At 41.2% G+C, this 19,837-nt stretch carries 18 protein-coding genes; 7 read left to right on the top strand and 11 right to left on the bottom strand.

The window, feature by feature from the left end; translation table 11 throughout:
* Positions 1-2: 2 nt before the first annotated feature.
* Together RCP16_RS20985 and RCP16_RS20980 are read right to left on the bottom strand one after the other, a co-directional pair.
* The gene (locus RCP16_RS20985) at positions 3-833 is read right to left on the bottom strand and encodes an SDR family oxidoreductase (RefSeq protein WP_308641250.1); all 831 of its coding nucleotides are present in this window, start codon (positions 831-833) and stop codon (positions 3-5) included.
* Positions 834-884: 51 nt separating this feature from the next.
* Positions 885-1,634, bottom strand: coding sequence for an SDR family NAD(P)-dependent oxidoreductase (locus RCP16_RS20980; protein ID WP_308641249.1), 750 nt, complete (start codon positions 1,632-1,634; stop codon positions 885-887).
* 106 nt (positions 1,635-1,740) lie between these two features.
* Between RCP16_RS20980 and RCP16_RS20975 the strand changes: the two genes are divergently transcribed.
* Both RCP16_RS20975 and RCP16_RS20970 read left to right on the top strand, forming a co-directional pair.
* Positions 1,741-2,184, top strand: coding sequence for a MarR family winged helix-turn-helix transcriptional regulator (locus RCP16_RS20975; RefSeq protein WP_137223062.1), 444 nt, complete (start codon positions 1,741-1,743; stop codon positions 2,182-2,184).
* A 74-nt stretch (positions 2,185-2,258) separates the two neighbouring features.
* A complete protein-coding gene (locus tag RCP16_RS20970) occupies positions 2,259-2,939 on the top strand; it encodes an ArsR/SmtB family transcription factor (protein WP_308641248.1) in 681 nt (226 codons plus the stop codon).
* Between the two features lie 92 nt (positions 2,940-3,031).
* Here the strand turns inward: RCP16_RS20970 and RCP16_RS20965 are convergent, their stop codons facing one another.
* Positions 3,032-3,916, bottom strand: a complete 885-nt coding sequence (locus RCP16_RS20965; RefSeq protein ID WP_308641247.1) for a DMT family transporter — start codon at positions 3,914-3,916, stop codon at positions 3,032-3,034.
* 219 nt (positions 3,917-4,135) lie between these two features.
* Here RCP16_RS20965 and RCP16_RS20960 point away from each other — a divergent pair, with 219 nt between their 5' ends.
* From RCP16_RS20960 to RCP16_RS20940, 5 genes are all read left to right on the top strand, one after another.
* Positions 4,136-5,065 carry a phosphate ABC transporter substrate-binding protein gene (locus RCP16_RS20960; RefSeq protein ID WP_069327720.1) on the top strand — a complete coding sequence of 310 codons (930 nt, stop codon included), beginning with the start codon at positions 4,136-4,138 and terminating at the stop codon, positions 5,063-5,065.
* Between the two features lie 148 nt (positions 5,066-5,213).
* A complete protein-coding gene (pstC, locus tag RCP16_RS20955) occupies positions 5,214-6,140 on the top strand; it encodes a phosphate ABC transporter permease subunit PstC (RefSeq protein ID WP_069327719.1) in 927 nt (308 codons plus the stop codon).
* Positions 6,137-7,066, top strand: a complete 930-nt coding sequence (gene pstA, locus RCP16_RS20950; RefSeq protein ID WP_069327718.1) for a phosphate ABC transporter permease PstA — start codon at positions 6,137-6,139, stop codon at positions 7,064-7,066. Before pstC ends, pstA begins: the two co-directional genes overlap by 4 nt.
* A gap of 44 nt (positions 7,067-7,110) precedes the next feature.
* Entirely contained in the window at positions 7,111-7,866 is a 756-nt protein-coding gene (gene pstB / locus RCP16_RS20945) for a phosphate ABC transporter ATP-binding protein PstB (RefSeq protein WP_069327717.1), read from the top strand.
* A 149-nt stretch (positions 7,867-8,015) separates the two neighbouring features.
* Positions 8,016-8,822 carry a TraX family protein gene (locus RCP16_RS20940; RefSeq protein ID WP_308641246.1) on the top strand — a complete coding sequence of 269 codons (807 nt, stop codon included), beginning with the start codon at positions 8,016-8,018 and terminating at the stop codon, positions 8,820-8,822.
* Between the two features lie 254 nt (positions 8,823-9,076).
* Here RCP16_RS20940 and RCP16_RS20935 read toward each other — a convergent pair whose 3' ends face one another.
* From RCP16_RS20935 to RCP16_RS20900, 8 genes are all read right to left on the bottom strand, one after another.
* On the bottom strand, positions 9,077-11,989 hold the full coding sequence (locus RCP16_RS20935; RefSeq protein ID WP_308641245.1) for a glycoside hydrolase family 3 protein: 2,913 nt from the start codon (positions 11,987-11,989) through the stop codon (positions 9,077-9,079).
* Between the two features lie 233 nt (positions 11,990-12,222).
* Positions 12,223-13,374, bottom strand: a complete 1,152-nt coding sequence (locus tag RCP16_RS20930; protein ID WP_273592597.1) for a toxic anion resistance protein — start codon at positions 13,372-13,374, stop codon at positions 12,223-12,225.
* A 64-nt stretch (positions 13,375-13,438) separates the two neighbouring features.
* Positions 13,439-14,146: a hypothetical protein gene (locus tag RCP16_RS20925; protein WP_069327714.1), complete on the bottom strand. Its 708-nt coding sequence runs from the start codon at positions 14,144-14,146 to the stop codon at positions 13,439-13,441.
* Positions 14,147-14,220: 74 nt separating this feature from the next.
* Positions 14,221-15,261 carry an ATP-grasp domain-containing protein gene (locus RCP16_RS20920; protein WP_137223074.1) on the bottom strand — a complete coding sequence of 347 codons (1,041 nt, stop codon included), beginning with the start codon at positions 15,259-15,261 and terminating at the stop codon, positions 14,221-14,223.
* A complete protein-coding gene (locus RCP16_RS20915; protein ID WP_069327712.1) occupies positions 15,251-16,081 on the bottom strand; it encodes an HAD family hydrolase in 831 nt (276 codons plus the stop codon). Before RCP16_RS20915 ends, RCP16_RS20920 begins: the two co-directional genes overlap by 11 nt.
* Entirely contained in the window at positions 16,078-17,229 is a 1,152-nt protein-coding gene (locus RCP16_RS20910; protein ID WP_308641244.1) for a cysteine protease StiP family protein, read from the bottom strand. The genes RCP16_RS20915 and RCP16_RS20910 overlap by 4 nt, the downstream gene beginning before the upstream one ends.
* The gene (locus RCP16_RS20905) at positions 17,216-18,652 is read right to left on the bottom strand and encodes a phosphoribosyltransferase family protein (RefSeq protein ID WP_308641243.1); all 1,437 of its coding nucleotides are present in this window, start codon (positions 18,650-18,652) and stop codon (positions 17,216-17,218) included. The genes RCP16_RS20910 and RCP16_RS20905 overlap by 14 nt, the downstream gene beginning before the upstream one ends.
* Positions 18,594-19,802 carry an HpcH/HpaI aldolase/citrate lyase family protein gene (locus tag RCP16_RS20900; protein WP_308641242.1) on the bottom strand — a complete coding sequence of 403 codons (1,209 nt, stop codon included), beginning with the start codon at positions 19,800-19,802 and terminating at the stop codon, positions 18,594-18,596. Before RCP16_RS20900 ends, RCP16_RS20905 begins: the two co-directional genes overlap by 59 nt.
* Between the last annotated feature and the right edge of the window lie 35 nt (positions 19,803-19,837).

Genomic DNA, 19,837 nt, shown 5'->3' with positions numbered 1-19,837 from the left:
TTTTATGATGTAAAGTAATGTCCTTGTTCTAGACCTTCAAGTAATGAAGGATGTGTCGGTTGCCATCCTAAGGTTTTTTGAGTGGATTGACTAGAGCGAGGAATATCCAAACCCGCAAGCGCTCCAAGAAAACCAAAGTGATCTTGTGCTTCTTCTTGTGCAATACTCACTACAGGCAAATCCAAATGTTTGCCAATTATAGTGGCTATCTCTCGAAAAGCTATTCCTTCGTCGCCCACCCCATCTAACCGTGAACCTGCTTCAGCCTGTTCTAAAGCAAGCCGGTATAAATGAGCAGCATCCAGTCTGTGTACAGCAGGCCAGCGATTATTGCCTTCTGCGATATAGGCTGAAACCCCTTTGGTTCTAGCAATCTCAATAAGCTGTGGTATAAAGCCAGTATCTCCTTCACCATGAACAGAAGGGCAAAGTTCGATAATCGATGTGCGCACTCCACACTTCGCTAATGATAAAGCGACATTTTCAGAAGCAATTCCGTTAAAATGAGCTGTGGTCACAAATGGCTTGCCAGAGCCTTCAAGTACCACTCCTATCGCTTCAATCACTTGTAGATCTGTTGCAAGAGCACCTTCAAAATCTGAAAAATCATGTTTAAACGCTAAATGAATGACGCCGTCTGCACTAGCCACTCCTTGTTGTAGACGATCTGCCTGATCAATATCTCCTCGATACGCTTCAGCACCAGCTTCTTTTAATAATTGAGCACTCCGATCTGAGCGAGCTAAACCAACGACCGTATGACCGGCAGCAATAAGCTCACGAACAACAGCAGAACCGATATATCCTGTAGCTCCTGTGACAAAAACATGCATAATCTTATTCTCCTCATCTAATGAACGATTGAAATAATATTCCTAGACTACTTACCAGGCTACTACACCATTCTCATCTGAAAATGTTCCTGTGGGGCCATCTGCTCCAATAAGCGCAAGACGAACAGCTTCACGAGCGCCTTCTTCTACACTACGTGTACCTGCAAAGTTATTCAGTGCTGTTGAGGTGAATCCAGGACAAGCAATATTCACTTTAATCGGAGTCGATTCCAAAGCGAAAGCAAAAGCAAGGGTGATCGCATGAAGTGCTGATTTGGAAGCAGAATAGGTGCCGAACATGGCTCGATGCGGATTGTCTGGATTGGAGTTCCATGTTAGCGATCCGCCAGAACTACCGATATTCACAATCCGTCCTGCTGGTGCTTGATGTAGAAGTGGCAACATCGCTTGCGTAAGAGCAATCACACCGAATACATTCGTTTCAAATACCACCCGAATATCTTCAATCGGTGCTACCGTCAACAGACCGGATTGCACACTTGCTGGAAAAGCCCCATCTTCTTTGCCCGGGTGGGAGATACCTGCATTGTTAATCAACACATCAAGACGACCATACTCACGCTGGATATGCTCGGCAGCGGCTGTAACGGAATTAGCATCTGTTACATCTAATTGCAACGCATGAGCATCCTTCCCTATGCTATTTGCAGCTGTTTCACCATTCTCTAAATGACGTGAACCGACCAGTACCGTAAACCCTTTAGCCACCAGATCTTTTGCAATTTGAAGACCAATTCCTTTATTCGCTCCACTCACCAAAGCAACCTGTTTATTATTCATGAGGATCTCCTTTGTACTGATAAATGTATTTTTATAGGTTGACACGTCAACCTGAATACAATTTAACACGTTGAAGTTGACGTGTCAACCATGCTATTATACTTTTATGGATAATCACGAGATCAATCAAGAAGAAATGAAAATATGGCATATGTGGAAAGGTACTTTTCATACCATTTTCGGACGTGTCGTTAAAGAAATGTCGGATCACACCGGGCTATCAGAAAGTGACTTTGGAATACTGGATCGATTGATTCTTTTGGGAGAAGGTAAACTTCGCCAACAAGAACTCGCCGATTCTATGGATTGGGATAAAAGTCGGTTGTCTCATCATCTAAAACGTATGGAAAAACGTGAGTTAGTGGTACGAAATCCGCTTGATACCGATCGTGGTGTTCAAGTTGAGATTACATCTGAAGGCAAATTAGCACTGGATAATGCGCGTCCTTTTCTCTCCAAAGCGATACGCAAACATTTTTTTGAACAATTAACAGATCAAGATATTGAGGTTATTACCAAGTTAGCCGAAAGAACTAAAGAAGACCTTTAGGCATAAAAAAAGGCAAAAAGAAGCATTAGCACATTCGCTTCTTTTTGCCTTTTTGATACGGAAAGGAAGATGTTATGAATATTAATCCCAATATCGCTGAAGTCGCTTCTTTGTTAGCAGAACCTTCACGAGCAACGATACTGACCAGTCTGATGGATGGACGTTTTCATACAGCAAGTGAACTGGCATTGATGACTGGTATTACGCCACAGACGGCTAGTTTTCATTTATCCAAATTAATCGAAGGACGACTGATTACTTTTGAAAAGCATGGACGGCATCGGTATTATCAGTTAGCGAATCAGGATATTGCTTCTATTTTGGAGTCCTTTCTAACCCTATCTTCTCCGCCAGAAGTCCGTTCGCTGCGTCAATCCAGTCAAGTGCAATCGTTACGTGAAGCCCGTACTTGTTATGATCATCTAGCTGGCAAATTAGGTGTAGCTCTGACCGATACAATGCTTGCGAATCAATATATCACTACAGGCGAGACTGAATTTATTGTCACCGCTAAAGGTGAAGTCTTTTTTGCACATTTCGGTCTGGATTTGTATATGCTCAAGCGCAAACGACGTGCTTTTTCTCATGCCTGTCTGGATTGGAGCGAACGTCGACATCATTTAGCAGGCGCTCTGGGACAAGGACTGATGCATCAACTGTTTGATCTTGGATGGATTGTACGTGTTCCTTCTATTCGTGCTGTTCAAGTTACAGAGCAGGGTGCCCAAGGTTTTAAAAGTGTATTTGATCTGTAAATCATAGATATACTACTGTACGTTTGCGTTAGAAATGCTCATCCTACACGATTTCTATCCAAAAAACGTACAGTCTGATCTATAGATAACGTCTATTTTATAAGCGTTGCTGATCTCTTTTTAGATTGAAATTGCCGATTCACCAGATAAATGCCTACTATAATAAATAATCCTCCCACAATACTGGAAAGATACAACGTCTCTCCTAGCAATAACCAGCCGGATAATATGCCGAAAAAAGGAGCTAAAAACAAAAAAGAACTCGTTTTACCGGGATCGCCATGTTGAAGGACATAATACCAGACTGCAAACTGAACAATCGAAGAAAAAATACTTAACCATAGCAAGATCAAGATCGACTCTTTATTCCAGATAAAAACAGGATCTTCTAATAGTAGACTCAGTAGTAGTAAAATAATGCCTCCACATAACATCTGATACGCAGACAATACCCATGTATCGAACAACGTCCCCCACCTTTTGACCAGCAAAGTAGCCATCGCCCAGAATACAGCTGAACACAACCCGAATACAATGCCTATTTTCCATTCAATCTGCGCTCCAACAGTAATGCTCACACCGATCACGCCCAATACAACACCGATCCACTGATACCATTTGTACCGCATACCCATGAAGATCGTACCCAGTACAACGACTAATAATGGATTGGTAAATGTTAAGATCGACGACTCACCCGCAGTAATTGTGCGTAGACTTATAAATACACAACCCATTACCCCTGCTGTCTGCAAAGCACCAATCAGCCCCATTTTCAGCCAAATCGTAGGGCTTTGAGGATGAGGTCTTCGCAATACCAGCACAATCACTACCATAATGATTCCTGCTAATACAAACCGTAAACCCGCCAAAAAAAGCGGTGAAGCGTAATGTAGCCCTATTTTTCCGACTGCAAATGAAGAACCCATCAAAAAAGTGGTTAACACAATCAGCGCTGAAAATTTCCAAATATTCATCTTGACTCTCCTGACTTTGCTCTATTCTCTCTACTCTGCTGATTATAATTGCAAAACATTTCAAATGTGATCGAAGTATGGAATACATTATTCATTATAATTTTAATACAGAGTTTACAAAACTCGGACTTACACCTAACATTGCCACCCTACAATAAGTGAGTAGTCAAAAAAAACATAAACGTATGGTCCTTTAATTAGGGGGAGGAGATTTAAACGATGTCTAGAAAACTGCCAATTTTATTATTTACACTGACGATGATTCTTGTGCTTGCTGCTTGTGGTTCTAACACAGGTACTACAGGGTCAGGGTCAACAACTGGTACTACAGGAGAAGCTTCCACAGGTACAGAACTTAGCGGGTCCGTGCTTGCTGTAGGATCGACTGCATTGCAACCATTGGTTGATCAAGTCGCTCAGAAATTCATGGCAGATTCAAAATATGCTAACGTCTCCGTTCAAGTACAAGGTGGCGGTAGTGGTACAGGTTTAACTCAAGTATCCGAAGGTCAAGCAAACATTGGTAACTCTGATGTATTTGCAGAAGAAAAATTAGATGCTGATAAAGCAAAAGAATTGGTTGATCACCAAGTAGCAGTTGTAGCGATTGCAACAGTAGCTAACGAAGCAGCTGGTGTAACGAACTTAACAAAACAACAATTGGTTGATATCTTCACAGGTAAAGTAAAAAACTGGAAAGATGTTGGTGGTAAAGATCAAGCGATCGTTATCGTTAACCGTCCAAGTAGCTCCGGTACTCGTGCAACTTATGAAAAATTTGCTTTGGGTCAAAAAGTAGAAGATTTAGCGGGTTCGATTCAAGAAGATTCTTCAGGTACAGTTAAGAAATTAGTAACTGAAACACCTGGTGCAATTGGTTACCTAGCTCTTTCTTACCTTGATGATAGCCTTAAAGCTATTCAATATGATGGCGTAGATGCTAGTGTTGAAAATGTTGAAAGTGGTAAATATCCTGTCTGGGCTTATGAGCACATGTATACAAAAGGCGAGCCTGATGCAGCAACTAAAGCTTTGCTTGATTACATGTTGACTGATGAAGTACAGAACGGTGATGTTAAAGACCTTGGATATATCTCTATCTCTGGTATGCAAGTAAAACGTGATGTTGAAGGTAAGATCACGAAGTAATGAATGAAACATTCTGTGAAAAGAGGAAACTTACGTTTCCAAGGCAATAGCTGGAAGAGGCGGACTATCCGCCTCTCTTTTCACGTTTAATATAGCACAAAATTTTCTAATCATTACCATTTAAGTTTAAGAAAAGAGGTTTTAACGTATGGAGCAATCCAACACAACTCCAAGAGAAGCACGGAGGCGCGCCTGGCCTATGGAAAAGCATCGCGTAGAAGACTGGATCGGTAGAATCTACACGTCTATCTGTGTCGTATTTCTGATTGCTGTTATTATATCTATTGTTTATTTTGTAACATCTAAAGGTGTGGCTACCTTTGCAGTCAACGGCGTAAGTCTTAAAGAGTTCTTCTTGGGTACGAATTGGAATCCTCAAGCAGACACTCCTTCTTTTGGAGCATTACCGTTTATTACAGGTTCATTTATGGTTACTCTGTTAGCGGCATTGATCGCTAGTCCACTGAGTATCTCGGCAGCTTTATTTATGACAGAGATTGTGCCTAGCTTTGGGAAACGTATCCTTCAGCCAGCGATCGAATTGTTATCAGGTATTCCTTCAGTTGTATACGGATTTATCGGTTTAAGTGTTATTGTACCGTTTCTACGTGAACATGTAGGCGGGCAAGGAATTGGGATTGGCGCAGGAGCACTGGTATTGTCGATTATGATTTTGCCAACCATTACGAGTGTTGCTGCGGATGCTCTCGCTTCTCTGCCACGCGGATTACGTGAAGCTTCTTACGCACTAGGTGCTACACGCTGGCAAACGATTTACCGTGTTGTTTTACCAACGGTTATGCCTGCATTGTTAACTGGTATTGTACTGGGTATGGCTCGCGCTTTTGGTGAAGCTTTGGCTGTACAGATGGTTATCGGTAACTCACCACATATCCCTACGTCCTTACTGGAATCTGCTTCAACTCTAACCAGCGTAATTACACTGGGTATGGGTAACACAGCGATGGGATCGATTCAAAATAATGCGTTGTGGAGTATGGCGCTTGTCTTGATGTTGATGACATTTGTCTTCGTCTTGATTATTCGTCTACTTGAAAGGAGAAACCGGTTATGAGCACAGTAAAAGTCAATCAAAAAGCTAGAAAACGCGCGAAAGCTACAGATAAACTGGCTACTGTGCTCATCGTTACTTTTGCTATGGCGATTGTAGCGATTCTTCTTGGATTACTTGGTTTTATTTTATTCCGTGGTCTAGGGCATATCAGTTGGAACTTCTTAACCTCTGTTCCACAGACGATGCGTGCTGGCGGCGGAATAGGGCCTCAATTATTTAACTCATTATTCCTATTATTCTTAACGATGCTAATTACCGTTCCTTTAGGTCTTGGAGCAGGTATTTACATGTCTGAATATGCAAAGCCGGGTAAATTAACTAACTTTATCCGTCTAGTGGTTGAAGTGTTGTCTTCATTCCCTTCGATCGTTATCGGTTTGTTCGGATTATTATTACTTGTAAATACATTCAATCTTGGTTTCTCCTTACTATCCGGTGCACTTGCACTAACGATCTTTAATTTACCGTTGATGGTACGGATTACGGAGCAAGCTTTTGCAGGTGTACCGAAAGAGCAAAAAGAAGCAGGGCTTGCACTGGGTCTGTCCAAGTGGAAAATCATCACTTCGATTATGTTGCCTGTAGCGATTCCGTCTCTTATTACAGGTACGATTTTAGCGTCAGGTCGTGTATTTGGTGAAGCAGCAGCTTTGCTTTTCACAGCAGGGATGAGTACTCCACCACTAGACTTTACGAATTGGAACCCATTTAGCCCACGTTCGCCAATTAACCCTCTTCGTCCAGCTGAGACATTAGCGGTATATATTTGGAAAGTAAACAGTGAAGGTATTGCTCCAGATGCTACACAGATCGCAGCAGGCGCTTCAGCTGTACTTGTAATCATGGTGTTAATCTTCAATCTGTTAGCACGTTTCTTGGGACGTACTCTTTATCGTTATATGACAGCTTCAAGACGAATGAGTTAATATGTGATCTGGTTTGTAGGGTGAATTAAAGGAGGAATTTCTCAATGGCATTACCTTTTAGTACAGAAGATTTAAGTATCTATTATGGCGAGTATCAAGCCGTTAAAAATATAAGCATGTCGTTCCCGGCACAAAGTGTAACTGCACTGATCGGCCCTTCAGGTTGTGGTAAATCTACATTTCTTCGTTCATTGAATCGAATGAATGATGAGATCGCAGGTTCACGTACAACAGGGCATATCTGGATGGATGGGATTGATCTTACTGCATCCTCTACCGATGTGATCAAGCTTCGTCAACGGATTGGTATGGTATGGCAACGTCCTAACCCATTTTTCAAATCGATCTATGAAAATATTGCATTTGGTCCACGTTATTATGGCACCAAAAACCGTAAACAACTGGATGAAATCGTAGAGTCTAGCCTACGCAAAGCTGCACTATGGGATGAAGTGAAAGATCGGTTAAAAGAATCTGCGCTTTCTTTGTCCGGTGGACAGCAACAACGTCTTTGTATCGCACGTGCATTATCAGTTACACCACAGATTTTGTTATTAGATGAACCGGCTTCTGCACTTGATCCTGTATCAACAGGTAAAGTAGAAGAATTGATCAGTGAACTCAAAGATGAATTGCGTATCGTTATCGTAACTCACAATATGCAACAAGCAGCACGAGTATCGAATTATACAGCGTACTTCTACTTAGGTAAATTGATGGAACACGGAGAAACGGATACGATCTTCACCAATCCAACACAACAATCCACTCAAGATTATATTATGGGACGCTTCGGATGAAGCGTCTTTTTTTATGTCTATATCTCCTATACATACGAACAGAACCTTAAACGGTATGTAAGGAAAGTTTAAGGTAAATCGATAGTTTGGATCTACGTCTGTCCTTTATGCTTGAGTCATCTATTAAAGGACGGTGACTGATATTGTCTATGCTCACACTTCGTAAAGGAATAACACTGAATCATTTTCAGCTTAAATTACTGGGAATATTATTCATGGTTTTTGATCATGTGCATCAATTTTTCTATATCGATGGAATACCAATGTGGTTTACATGGCTAGGTCGAATTGTTGCACCTATTTTTTTGTTTTTAAGTGCAGAAGGATTTCATTATACGCGTAATCGGTTCAAGTATTTACTGCATTTGTATATTGGATTTGTTGGGATGAATATTGTAAGTCAAGGATTGCAAACTACTTTCCCTTCAGACCATATGCTGATCAATAATATTTTTGGAACGTTATTTCTAGCGGTGCTTTATATGCTGATGATTGATCGATTGATCCAAAGTATCAGGCATCATCGCTGGTGGAATATGCTAGGTACAATAGGACTGATGATGATTCCTGTTCTTTTGAGTTTTGTAGCGATTAGTCTATTATCGCAAGAACATATTTCGTCATGGAGTCTTTATATCATGTATGTACTACCTATACCTATATTGGTTGAAGGTGGGTACTTCTTTATTTTACTTGGCGTCATGTTCTATGTATTACGCAAATATCGTATCGGGCAAATGATTTTTTTCATTTTATTTTCGCTGATGATAGGCTTGCTATCCGGTGCTTCTCTACTAGATTTGGATACTAATTTTCAATGGTTAATGATCTTCGCTGTCATTCCACTTTCTCTCTACAACGGTGAAAAAGGACGTAGTATGAAATATTTCTTCTATCTATTCTACCCTGCTCATATTTATTTCCTTTATATCCTGGCTTATTATATTCAGCGTTGATCCAAGAGATACAAATAACGGATATCGTTCGTCTTATAATCAAGAACGATATCCGTCTGAGTAATGAAATCTAATAAATTTTAATCTATTTCTTAACCATGTGGAGGTGATCTTATGGCTGATCGCTTTATTTTTGCAGGTGTTATTATTGTCGTCGTGGTGATTGCACTTGTAGTCGTTGCTGAACTACCGATTTATCAATTTAATCAGATGCCACGTTAACTACTTGTGTCGATCAGGATACACTCACAATATTATTCAGAGGATGCTCCGAATTGGAATGTAGAGATGCGCACACCTTTTGAAAGTTTGAGATAGACATCATGCTTTCCAGTCACACCTGTGATAGATGTCTGTTCTGTACTCCAATGCTGTTCTCCAGATGCACTCGCAAGCACAATAGCGCCTACACTTGCTTGATCTACCTGATCCAATACAATCTCTATCTTCGCTTGATCTTGGGTCGTCGCCATTCGAACCTCAACGTGTTCTACACCTGTACCAAAATCGACATCTTGAAAAAGCATCCATGCCTCATCTGTGATCGCCTCGATGACTGCTCCGCCTTCTTTGGATTCGCCTAGCTGTACATGATGATAGTTATCGTAATTCACAGCTTGTGTAGTAAACGTGAGATCACGCGCAGGAATCACTTCTCCATTGACTTTGATACTCATTTGCTGAGCAATATCTGCTGAAGAACGTCCGATCATCAATGTATACGTACCTGCTTCTACACAATACAGATCACGTGTTACATCCCAGAATGATAGTTCTTTCACAGGTATCGTAAAATGCACGGTCTGTGATGTTCCAGCTGCTAGATGTATACGGCGGAAGGCTTGCAACGTTTTGATTGGACGCTTCACACGCGAATGATCAACATGTGTATACAATTGCACCACTTCTTCGCTATCCATCTCGCTGATATTTTTGACCTGTACCGATAATTCGATCACTTCGTCCACTTCTAATTCAGACGAGACCACTTGAATATTACTATATTGGAACGTCCCATACGTTAACCCATGACCGAACGGATACAATACATCTCCTTCAAAATACTGATATGTTCTACCTGTGCGGATAATATCATAATCTCGAATATCACTCAGTTGTTCTTCTGAACGATACCATGTCATATTCAGGCGACCTGCTGGAGCATAATCTCCGTATAATACATCAGCTACCGCATTTCCTAATTCTTGCCCTACATGAGATAAATAGATAATCGCAGGAATATGTTCTTCTACCCACTCCATCGCAAATGGATAACTTCCCACCACTACGACTACGGTATTAGGATTCGCTTTGTATACTTCTTGTACCATATGGAGTTGGGATGCCGCTAATTCTAAACTTGGACGATCAATCTCTTCTTTACCATTAATCAATGGATTGTTGCCGACAAATACGATAGCTGTTTCTGCTTCTTTGGCTGCTGCGATTGCTTGCTCTAATCCATTTTCAACGATTGTCTTTTCAAAAGAAGCATGTTCGTCTAGCGATTCTGGTGTGTCTATGATCGTTAATTGCCTGGAAGTCGGATTGACCGAAACGGTTTTACCATTCCAGGTTGTTATGGCTGTCGTTCCATTCGCTTGAGGTTGAAGTCCAAATACTTCTTTTACAAACCAACCATATGCTTCATCAGCAGAAGCTGTCACGATGCCTTGATCATCATTGCTTGTCCAATATTTATGATTAGGCGCACGTAGCGTATAACTGCCGAATCCCCAATCAGACAATTCGAATACAGTCTGCTCTGTTGTAGACTCGCTAGCAGCACTCAGTACACCTGTAATCGGTTTGTTCGATTGAATATCATTAGGATTAGCTGATGTGACTGAAGCTGTTACAGACTCTTGTACAGGATCAGGTTGGATCGACAATGGTGCTCTTGTTGCTGTCGACGTTAAAGTAATTCGATCATTACCATCTTGATATGATACTTTGCTATTCACTTTCTGTTGAATACCTTCAAGTGCAGTAACGGCATAAGGTAATGTACCGGAGTACCAATCACGATAGACTGCATTTCCCAGTTCACCGATCACAGCTACACTTCCAGTTGCTGTTTTGGATAATGGTAATGTCTGATTGTCATTTTTGAGGAGTACGATTGACTTGCGTGAAGCTTCAAGGGATAATGCTTTGGCTTCTGCGGTCATCATAGCTTCTTCGCCGATATGAGCATACGGATTCAATTCCGCAGAATCGAATTCACCAAGCAGAAAACGAACACGGAATGTGTTAAATAATGCTTGATCAATATCTTCAAATGTAAGCTGACCATTCGCCAAAGCTTCACGCAAAGCTGTTTTGGATAATTCAGGATCATCAGTAATACTATCTATTCCTGCTTTGACCGATTCGGCAACACCCGGGGTATGAGAGTCATAATAATGATGATCATTTTTGATACCCATCACATCGCCTGCATCGCTAACGATAAATCCGTCCATTCCCCATTCGCCTTTAACCACTTCATTCACCAGTGGATGTAAAATAGCTGGCGTTCCATTGATCGAATTATAAGCCGTCATCATCGACTTTGCTCCGCCTTCTACAAAAGGCTGTTCAAATGCTTTTAGATAATATTCACGCATATTCCGTGGATCGATACTGGAAGAACCACTGCCACGTTCCACTTCATTATTATTGCCAAGAAAATGCTTTAACGTAGCTACAGCTTTGAGATATGTAGGATGATCTCCTTGAATACCTTGCACTAAATGACTGGTTAATTCTCCTGTTAACTTAGGATCTTCTCCATAAGCTTCTTCGTTACGTCCCCAGCGTGGATCACGTTCCATATCTACCGTCGGTGCCCACAATGTTAGACCATTCACTTCTGGATTGCGTTTGTAGACTACACGCGCTTCATCTGAGATCACATTACCGATTTTTTTCATCAATTCAGCATCCCAAGTACAGGCTAATCCTGTCGGTTGCGGGAAAAAGGTAGCTTCACCTAGCCATGCGATTCCATGTGCCGCTTCTGTACCGTGTTTATATCCGCCTAGACCTAGACGTTCAACAGCAGGCTGATATTGCAACATGGATTCAATCTTTTCTTCATCGTTCAAGCGAGACACCAAATCGTGTACACGTGTATCAATATCTAGCGTATGATCTTGAAATGGGTGTTTCTGAGTCTGTTCCATATTATTATATCTCCTTTAAGTTTATCGTTATTTTATTGAATATTGGAAGGTTATTTCATTTTATTTTGTGTTTTTTTTCGTACCTCATTGTTATATTAAAACAAACTATTTCTAAAAGAAAGCCCTTACATACCAAATCACCCATGAGTAATTAGCGTAATAATTAGTGATGCCATACAAACAAAAAAAGAACAGTTTCCTCTGTAAAAGGATACTGTTCTCAGTGATTTTTTTTATTTTAACAAATCAGATAATGGATCACGTGCAGGCGATGAAGCCGTATGGGAAGACGGTAATGAATTGGATGGAGAGCCTGTGATCGAAGCGATCGGATCTTTGTTAACATCTGCGCTATCTAAGCCTAGACGCTTGGTCATCATATCGTTAATACCGGATAATTTGACCGTATAATCTTTACAGCTTGCAATAATATCACGGTTCGATTGTTCCGAGTTATCCAGTGCAGACATCAGATCATTGATCGCTTGATTGACTGAATCCAATGACATTGCAGGCTTTTTGAGTAGTTCAGCCGAACGTTCACTATTCACTTTGAGCATTTCAGCATTGCGCTTGAATTGATCTTCGATCGTCTGGTTTACACTTTCTACTGCATTCGCTACACGTTCTTGATCTTCGATCGCCAGCGCAATCATCGCTGAAATTTTGATCAAGTTCGCGGCTTTATAGACCGAATCATTGACCGAATCAATCAATTTGTCATTCGTATCATTCACGATATCGGTTGCAGCAATTGCTTGGTTAAACAGCATAATATTTTCAGTCATGGATTGAATACGAGTGACCACTTTACGTAGACCCCGTTCTAAATATACTTTGCGAGGAGCATTTTCAGGCTTCTGAATTTCAGCTTCAAATAAATCTTTAAGCTTGTTACCCATCTCAATCTTATATTGGAGTTGATAAATTTCTTCTAATGAATTGCGTTTGAGTGTACGCATACTGATCATATTTTCTTCCAGATTATCTTTACCATCTCGAAGTCCGATTACGATCGCGTCTACATTTGTTTTGACAGACTGGTATTTGTATACATAATTTTTGATAGGAGATTTACGCAACAATTTACCAAATAATCCTACGTTTTTACTTTGCTGTAATTCTTCACACTCGTTACGAAGCGATAGGATCAAGTTAGACACTTCTTTGGACTTGCCGCTCATAAGATCATTGACCGGACGGTCTAGCATCTGTAGGGTCTGTCCTGCGCGCTCTTGCGTCTGCATACCGAGCTTACCCACTTCATCCATCAGTGTATCTAACTGCATTTGATCCGCTTGCGATACCCGCTGAATAATCATAGATGCTTCTTGCATGACTTTGTGTTCGTCTTCTTTTTTTAAAGTAATAGGTTGACTTGCCATAAGTTCTTCCTCCTTATTATCAATAAACATCTTCTTCATACTGAAATAGATATTGTACCGTCAATCAGGAGTAGCGTTGGTGAAGAAGTTCTGCCCTTGTCTGTAACTCCATCAAGTCTTTATGTTCTATCGTTTTGACGATATGTGTAATTCGGCTATCTACATCTCGAATACCATCGAGTAATACACGTCTATTTTTGGACTTGGCTTCACCACTGAGTCGCAAAAAGGGATTAATGATACTGTTTAAGTCCTTCAGCACCAGTCGTTTTACCGTATGGTTGATCTCATCATTATGAAGCTCACCTAGCATCGGCAATACGCGTTGTAATCGTAAAAACAACGAACAGGACTTTTCAACAATCTCATTATCCAGATTGTCTTTCTGCCCTTCAGAGATGACCATATCTTCTAATACCGCTAAATATTCTAGCACCGGTTGAAAAATCGGCGGTACGGCTTCTTGTTCCACAACAGGTGTAGGGCTAGAGGAAGATAGACGATTGGCAGGACGTTCTTCTGTAAGGGTCGGCACAAGAGGTTGATCGGTTGTAAGCGTGTCTTGCACATGAACAGGTTCTGCGAGTGGTTTCTCTAGATTAGCGGTAGGATTACTGCTTAGCTTCGCCCAGACCACACCAGCTAACGTCCCCACAACCGGGAAGATTAATGTAATATAGTCTTCTGTAAACCAAAATCCTGCTAATATTCCTGCTAGATAACCTACGATACCACCTACGGTTGATTTACCAAACGTTTTCCAAAACGTCATTACGGTTCGCCTGCCTTTCGTCTAAAATCACAATGCACTATTGAATAACATATCTAATAACATACGTTTTATAGTTAAGATTGTTCCAATTTACGAATTAATACAGGTTGCTCTACATAGCTCGCTAGAATACCAAACTCTGGATTCTGCTTTTCTACAGCATGACCTAATGCTAATTTGACAGCTAAATAAGGGAAGTCGACACCACTCAGACAGGAGATATGCAATCCACCAGACATACGAGGATTGATCTCTAACACTTTGGGAATATCGCCTTGGTACTTCAGTTGTAAATTATAATTATACGGAATCTTATAGAACTGCGCCACTTCCTCCGCAAGTCGAATCAATTCCGGTACATTCTCAAGTAAACGTGCACGTCCGCCATCGGCTTTGCGGCGAGGGACAGCCGCTAACAATTCTCCTGTTGGAGAAGCCAGACAATCGATACTATATTCATGCCCTTCTAGTACTTCCATAACCATAAGCTCAGGGAAAGACTCAATAGAAGATAAGATCTGAACCGTTTGCTCATACGAAATATTAACATTGGGAACGTCTAGCAATTCCTCTAAAGCATTATAATTCGGTTGAATAATGCGGAATCCCAGTCCACCTTCTGAACGAGTAGGCTTAAAGCATACCCCTAGCCCTTTACTAGTCAAATCATCATACGCTTGCTTGAATTCTGCCACATTATGCACTAGATGATATTCAGGCACAACCATCAGACCATTCTGCTCGACTGAACGATAAAAGTTACCTTTATCTTCGATCACATCCAGTAGTTCTAGATTCGTACAAGCTACTACTTTGACACCAATCGCTTCAAAAGAATCAATCGCTCTCACAATATTGATCATCCGCCAGCGTGGCACAAAGACATCGATCTTATGACGCTTACAGAAATCCAGACAATAAGCTACATACTCATCACCCGGTAGCGCCGGTTCGATCTCTGTATAATCACAAGCTTGAAACGAAACATGTTCTGCATCCCGATGTGTACCGTAAATTTCAAATTCCAGTCCATCCGGGTTATGACGAATATTGTTCATATAATGATATCCGACAGCAAACCAACGATTGAACCAGACCCGTACTTTATGACTCATAGCTGACTTTCCCTTCTGTATCTAATGTAGCCACTACATATTGCAGAATCTCATCTGCGGCAAAAATGCCTGCTTTAGATGTAAACGAATAATGACGAAGTGCAGGCTCAGCTACTGACTCACGATACAATTCACCATGAGCAGGAGCGATCGAATAGTCTGCAATATCCAGTAAGCCACGATCCAAAATCGAATCGCCTGAAGCAATTACTTTCGAAGCGCCTACTCTTTGCTTCACTTCAGTAATCGCCCGATTTTTGCTGACTGGAAAAGGAACCAGATACACTTTGCGTCCTTGCACTGACATCCCCCAGCCTAACGATTCTAATTGCGGTTGAAGAGCAAGCACAGTATCCAGTGGCATTAATTCACGATCTACTACAATAGAATAAAATGTACTTTCCCAGAAATGTTCCGCTACGATCCAGCTGGGATCAGATACGCTATGGAATATAGCTAATGCTTCTGCCGCAGGAGCCGACTTGGCATACACATCTGCCAGAATCTGCTCGTGCCATGCTTGATCAACCACTCCATTGACTAGAATATTTGCTCCATTACTGGTAATCGCATATTGTGGAATTACGTTATTTTGAAAAATATGAATACGCGCATATTGATCGAGTGTACGAGTCGTGACCGGTACAAAAGTGATCTGCTGAGCTACACGTTGCAATTGTTGAAGAGTTGCTATGGAAATATAAGAAATAATCCGTTCTTTGTACGTCTCCGCAGGTTGCATCACCGATAGATCGACATCCATTCCCATCGAGCGTACCGAATAGATTAACGTCTGATCCAGATCACTAGCATAGATCATTCGCTTTCCCCCTGCCTTGGCTTAATAATGCCACAGCAAGAATACGTTAGATTCGGATAGACTTCGACAGGCACACCACGATCTTTAGCCAACAGCAAAATATGACGCAGATTCGGATTGTCTTCACGATCAACAAGAATTTTCCACGGTACACGACGTAACAAGACACGTGTCGTCTCTCCTACGCCCGGTTTCACTAGATTGATATCTTCGATCCCATACTGATCTTGAATCGATCGAATATCACTTAGCCCTTGCCATGTGATCGGTTCAGGCGTATCGAGCAATTGTTGCGCTTGTTTTTTGGCTTCTTCAGCGATAGCAGGGAAATAAGAAGATACCTGATCGACAAATACATTCGATAGATCGCTATCTAACCATTCTTTATAAAATTTAGCACCATGAAAATCATGTTCACCAATCAGATCGTCACGCAGTACCGTTCTACTCATCAATCCAGATACGGTCGAGTTCAGACAAGCACTTGGAATCAAAAAGTCTTCGCGTGTGCCATACGTATCCGAGCAGAAGCCTGGATCAGCCAGTACAGCGAGATCATCATTCAGACGAACCCCGTAATCTTTTTCAAATTGATCACAAGCCTGAATCAATACCTGACGGATTGCGCCCTTACCTGTCCAACCATCGACAAATTGTAATTCTTGCTCTGCGCCATGTTGTTGGAAAATATATTTCAGCGCATTTTCGTCGATCCCTTTACCGCGAATAATAGAGATACTGTAATGCGGAACATCCAATCCATATTGTTGCATCAAATAGCGCTTCATCAAGATACCGATAGGCGTACCTGCTCTAGCAAGCGAAGCTAGAACCAGTTTTTGACCACGTTTATGCAAAATCAGTTCACTCACTACACCCGCAGCCAAAGCTACTTTTTCAGCAGATTCGGCTAACGTTTCATGAAATAACTGAATATATTCAGGAGTTGGTTGATATTCTACAGGTAACATTTCCGAATAGTGGGTTCCCGTCTGGATCGCTTCTTCACGTTCCTCGGTACCACGCTCTAAATTCACATTACTTAAATCTTTCAATAGGAAAATCACATCGGATGGACTGTAGCTTCCAAGAGGTTCTGGATGTGGTAAGGGGAATGCTAGCAATTGCTCTTGTTTATGTTCGGTCATGATCTATCCCTTTCTCTTGCACCATTTGAGGACCACAGATCACGATATGAATCTGCTGGAACAGCTTGGAGCGTAATACATCGATTAATGGTTGGATACGTTCTTGAGGGACATCGCGTTCTAGAAAGACAAATACATCATCATAATGCCCTTCCGGAATGTTATATACAAAGTTGGTTACACTACTATCTTCGGGAGAGGGGAAGGTATCTCCTGTCTGAATACTATAATGCGGCATGAGTGAACGATAAATCGGACTACGTGTTGTGGAATGGAACTTAATGCCATCACCCATTTCACTACTGATTCGCATCGGAATATACATAAATTCTTCGGTTCCTAGACATAATGTCCGTTGACCGGTTCTGTGCTCAACAAGTAATTGTGCAGCTTTTTCTATACTGATGGTGTTGCATAGATTATCATGTGCACCGATACCGAATCGTCCTGTACCTGTCATCAATGAAGCACGATTCTGTTGACCATGCCCATCAATAGAGGCATATCCTTCTTGCTGTGCAAACAGATGATCCAGATAAATCATATCTACCGGAATATCTGCTAATTGCTCATGCAGTGTCATCGGATCATGAGTCAGACTTGGTTGTCCATCCACCGTAATCTGTCCTTTGATCAATGACAGCACTGTAATCGTAATATTCAGTTCTTGTTCTAGATCAGCAAATCGCTGAACATGAGCATCTTCTCGCCAATCCAGTAACGAAGCAACATAATACGTATCACGTGGATATTCAGCATGAATTTCCCGAATAATATTAAGGGCTGTTTTGCCTGTCGTAATCTCATCGTCTACCAAAATAATCGGATCGTTGCCTGTAATCATACCTTCCGATTGGGCATAACAGCGATGAGCTGTTGCATGGGAATGTTCTTCTTCAAATGTAATTACCGAGGATAGACCGGCTATATCATGCCGTGTCGTATGTACATACTGAGCTCCCCGATCAAACACTTGATACATACTATGACCTAACGCTGTCGCTGTCTCGGCAAAGCCAATAAACGATACAGGCGCAGGTAAAACAAGCTTTAGGTTCATCAATTCATGATAGGCTTCTGCCAAGCCTTCACCGGATGACATCGCTTGTAGAATACGAGGCAGTAACGCTGTTATCTTGGGATCAGATTGTTCCCGCATATCATTGTAAAGTAACAATGATAGAACTGCTCCACTCAGCAATGACAAATAAGGATCAACCGCCAGATGTTTGCCTAATACTTTGCTGACAAATAAAAACGAGCGCTTAGGATTAATACGTGCTGCCATCGTAAATAAGTGATCTAACTCTAATTGAAAAGGATTATGTTGCACTTCTACGTTTACCGTTAAGTCTTCTAGAATCTTATACGTATATACGTTGTTCTTGCTCTGAGAGAAGAGAGATGAAATGTTGTTGTTCATGTAGCACCCCATAAATTTGTGATCTTGCTATAATTTTTTGCGCCCAATTTAAATGAGGTTTGATTTCATTCATTTTGTTAGCATAACCGCTTTTGAATACCCCAAGTTCGCCATTGTTGTTACGAATAATACTTTCCGCATCTTCAAATTCTTCGCGGGTCACTGTATATAGTGATTGTACCAGACCAATATGCGTTGGATGAATAATCGTTTTGCCTATAATTCCATTTTCTTTATCCATAATGACTTCGCGAATCAATCCATCCACATGACGATTAATATACTCTTTCCGTAACTTACGTCCATCATCACCAAGCGCTTCTTCAAAAGGCGATTGACGCAACATCGGTTTGAGTACACGTTCACCATTGGCAAAGTATTCCCATACCGGCCCTGAGATTACATACGGCGAATCCATGCGACCGAATAAGTTAATAATATCAGACATACAGTCACGAATAGGCGCAATATCATAAATTGTCATATCTGGACTACGACGTAATCCGAATAAACTGGAGAAATCAGTCGCACCAATCCGTACATTCAGTACATACGGTTTGTACGTATCTAATATTTTTTTGATCGCTAATAAATGTTCAACCCGACTTTCACGGTAGATCACAGCAGCTGTCTCCAAGATAGGTAGTCCATACAATACAGGAGCATGAATATCTTTCTCCTGATTATAACGTGCGATCGCTTGAAAATATTGCAATCCTTGTTCAGGATCGAATTTGGGTAACATAAAGCCTGTGATCAACTTCATCATTTCGCCTAACTGGTCGATCATTCGCTCTAATTGCCCAATACTGCGTACACGAATAAATAACAAAGGTAACCGATCTCTATGCACCTGTTCTTGCTGTAATTGGATATACAGTTGTGTCAGTTGTTGTACTAATAATTCTTCAGCCATTGCTACCTGATGATCTCCAACAGCATCTTCTAGATCAAGTACCCATGAAGTCAATCCTTGATGCCGCTCTGTCAAAATATCTCTAGCAATTGTGGGACGTGTTGCAGGACAATATAGTGCTGCGCCTACGGCATACGCCAATAGTTCCTGTTCGGAAGAGTTATTATAATGAATCGGTGCTGAATAGAACAATTCCTGTTCTTCTTCAAGCGATAAATAATTAAAGTAACGCATAAGTCTCCTCCTTTGTTGCACCGAAACTTGAGCTT

Origin of the sequence: Paenibacillus nuruki, from assembly GCF_963311185.1 — a bacterium.
In the GTDB taxonomy this organism is placed as follows: domain Bacteria; phylum Bacillota; class Bacilli; order Paenibacillales; family Paenibacillaceae; genus Saccharibacillus; species Saccharibacillus nuruki.
This window is presented reverse-complemented; position numbering and strand designations above follow the sequence as displayed.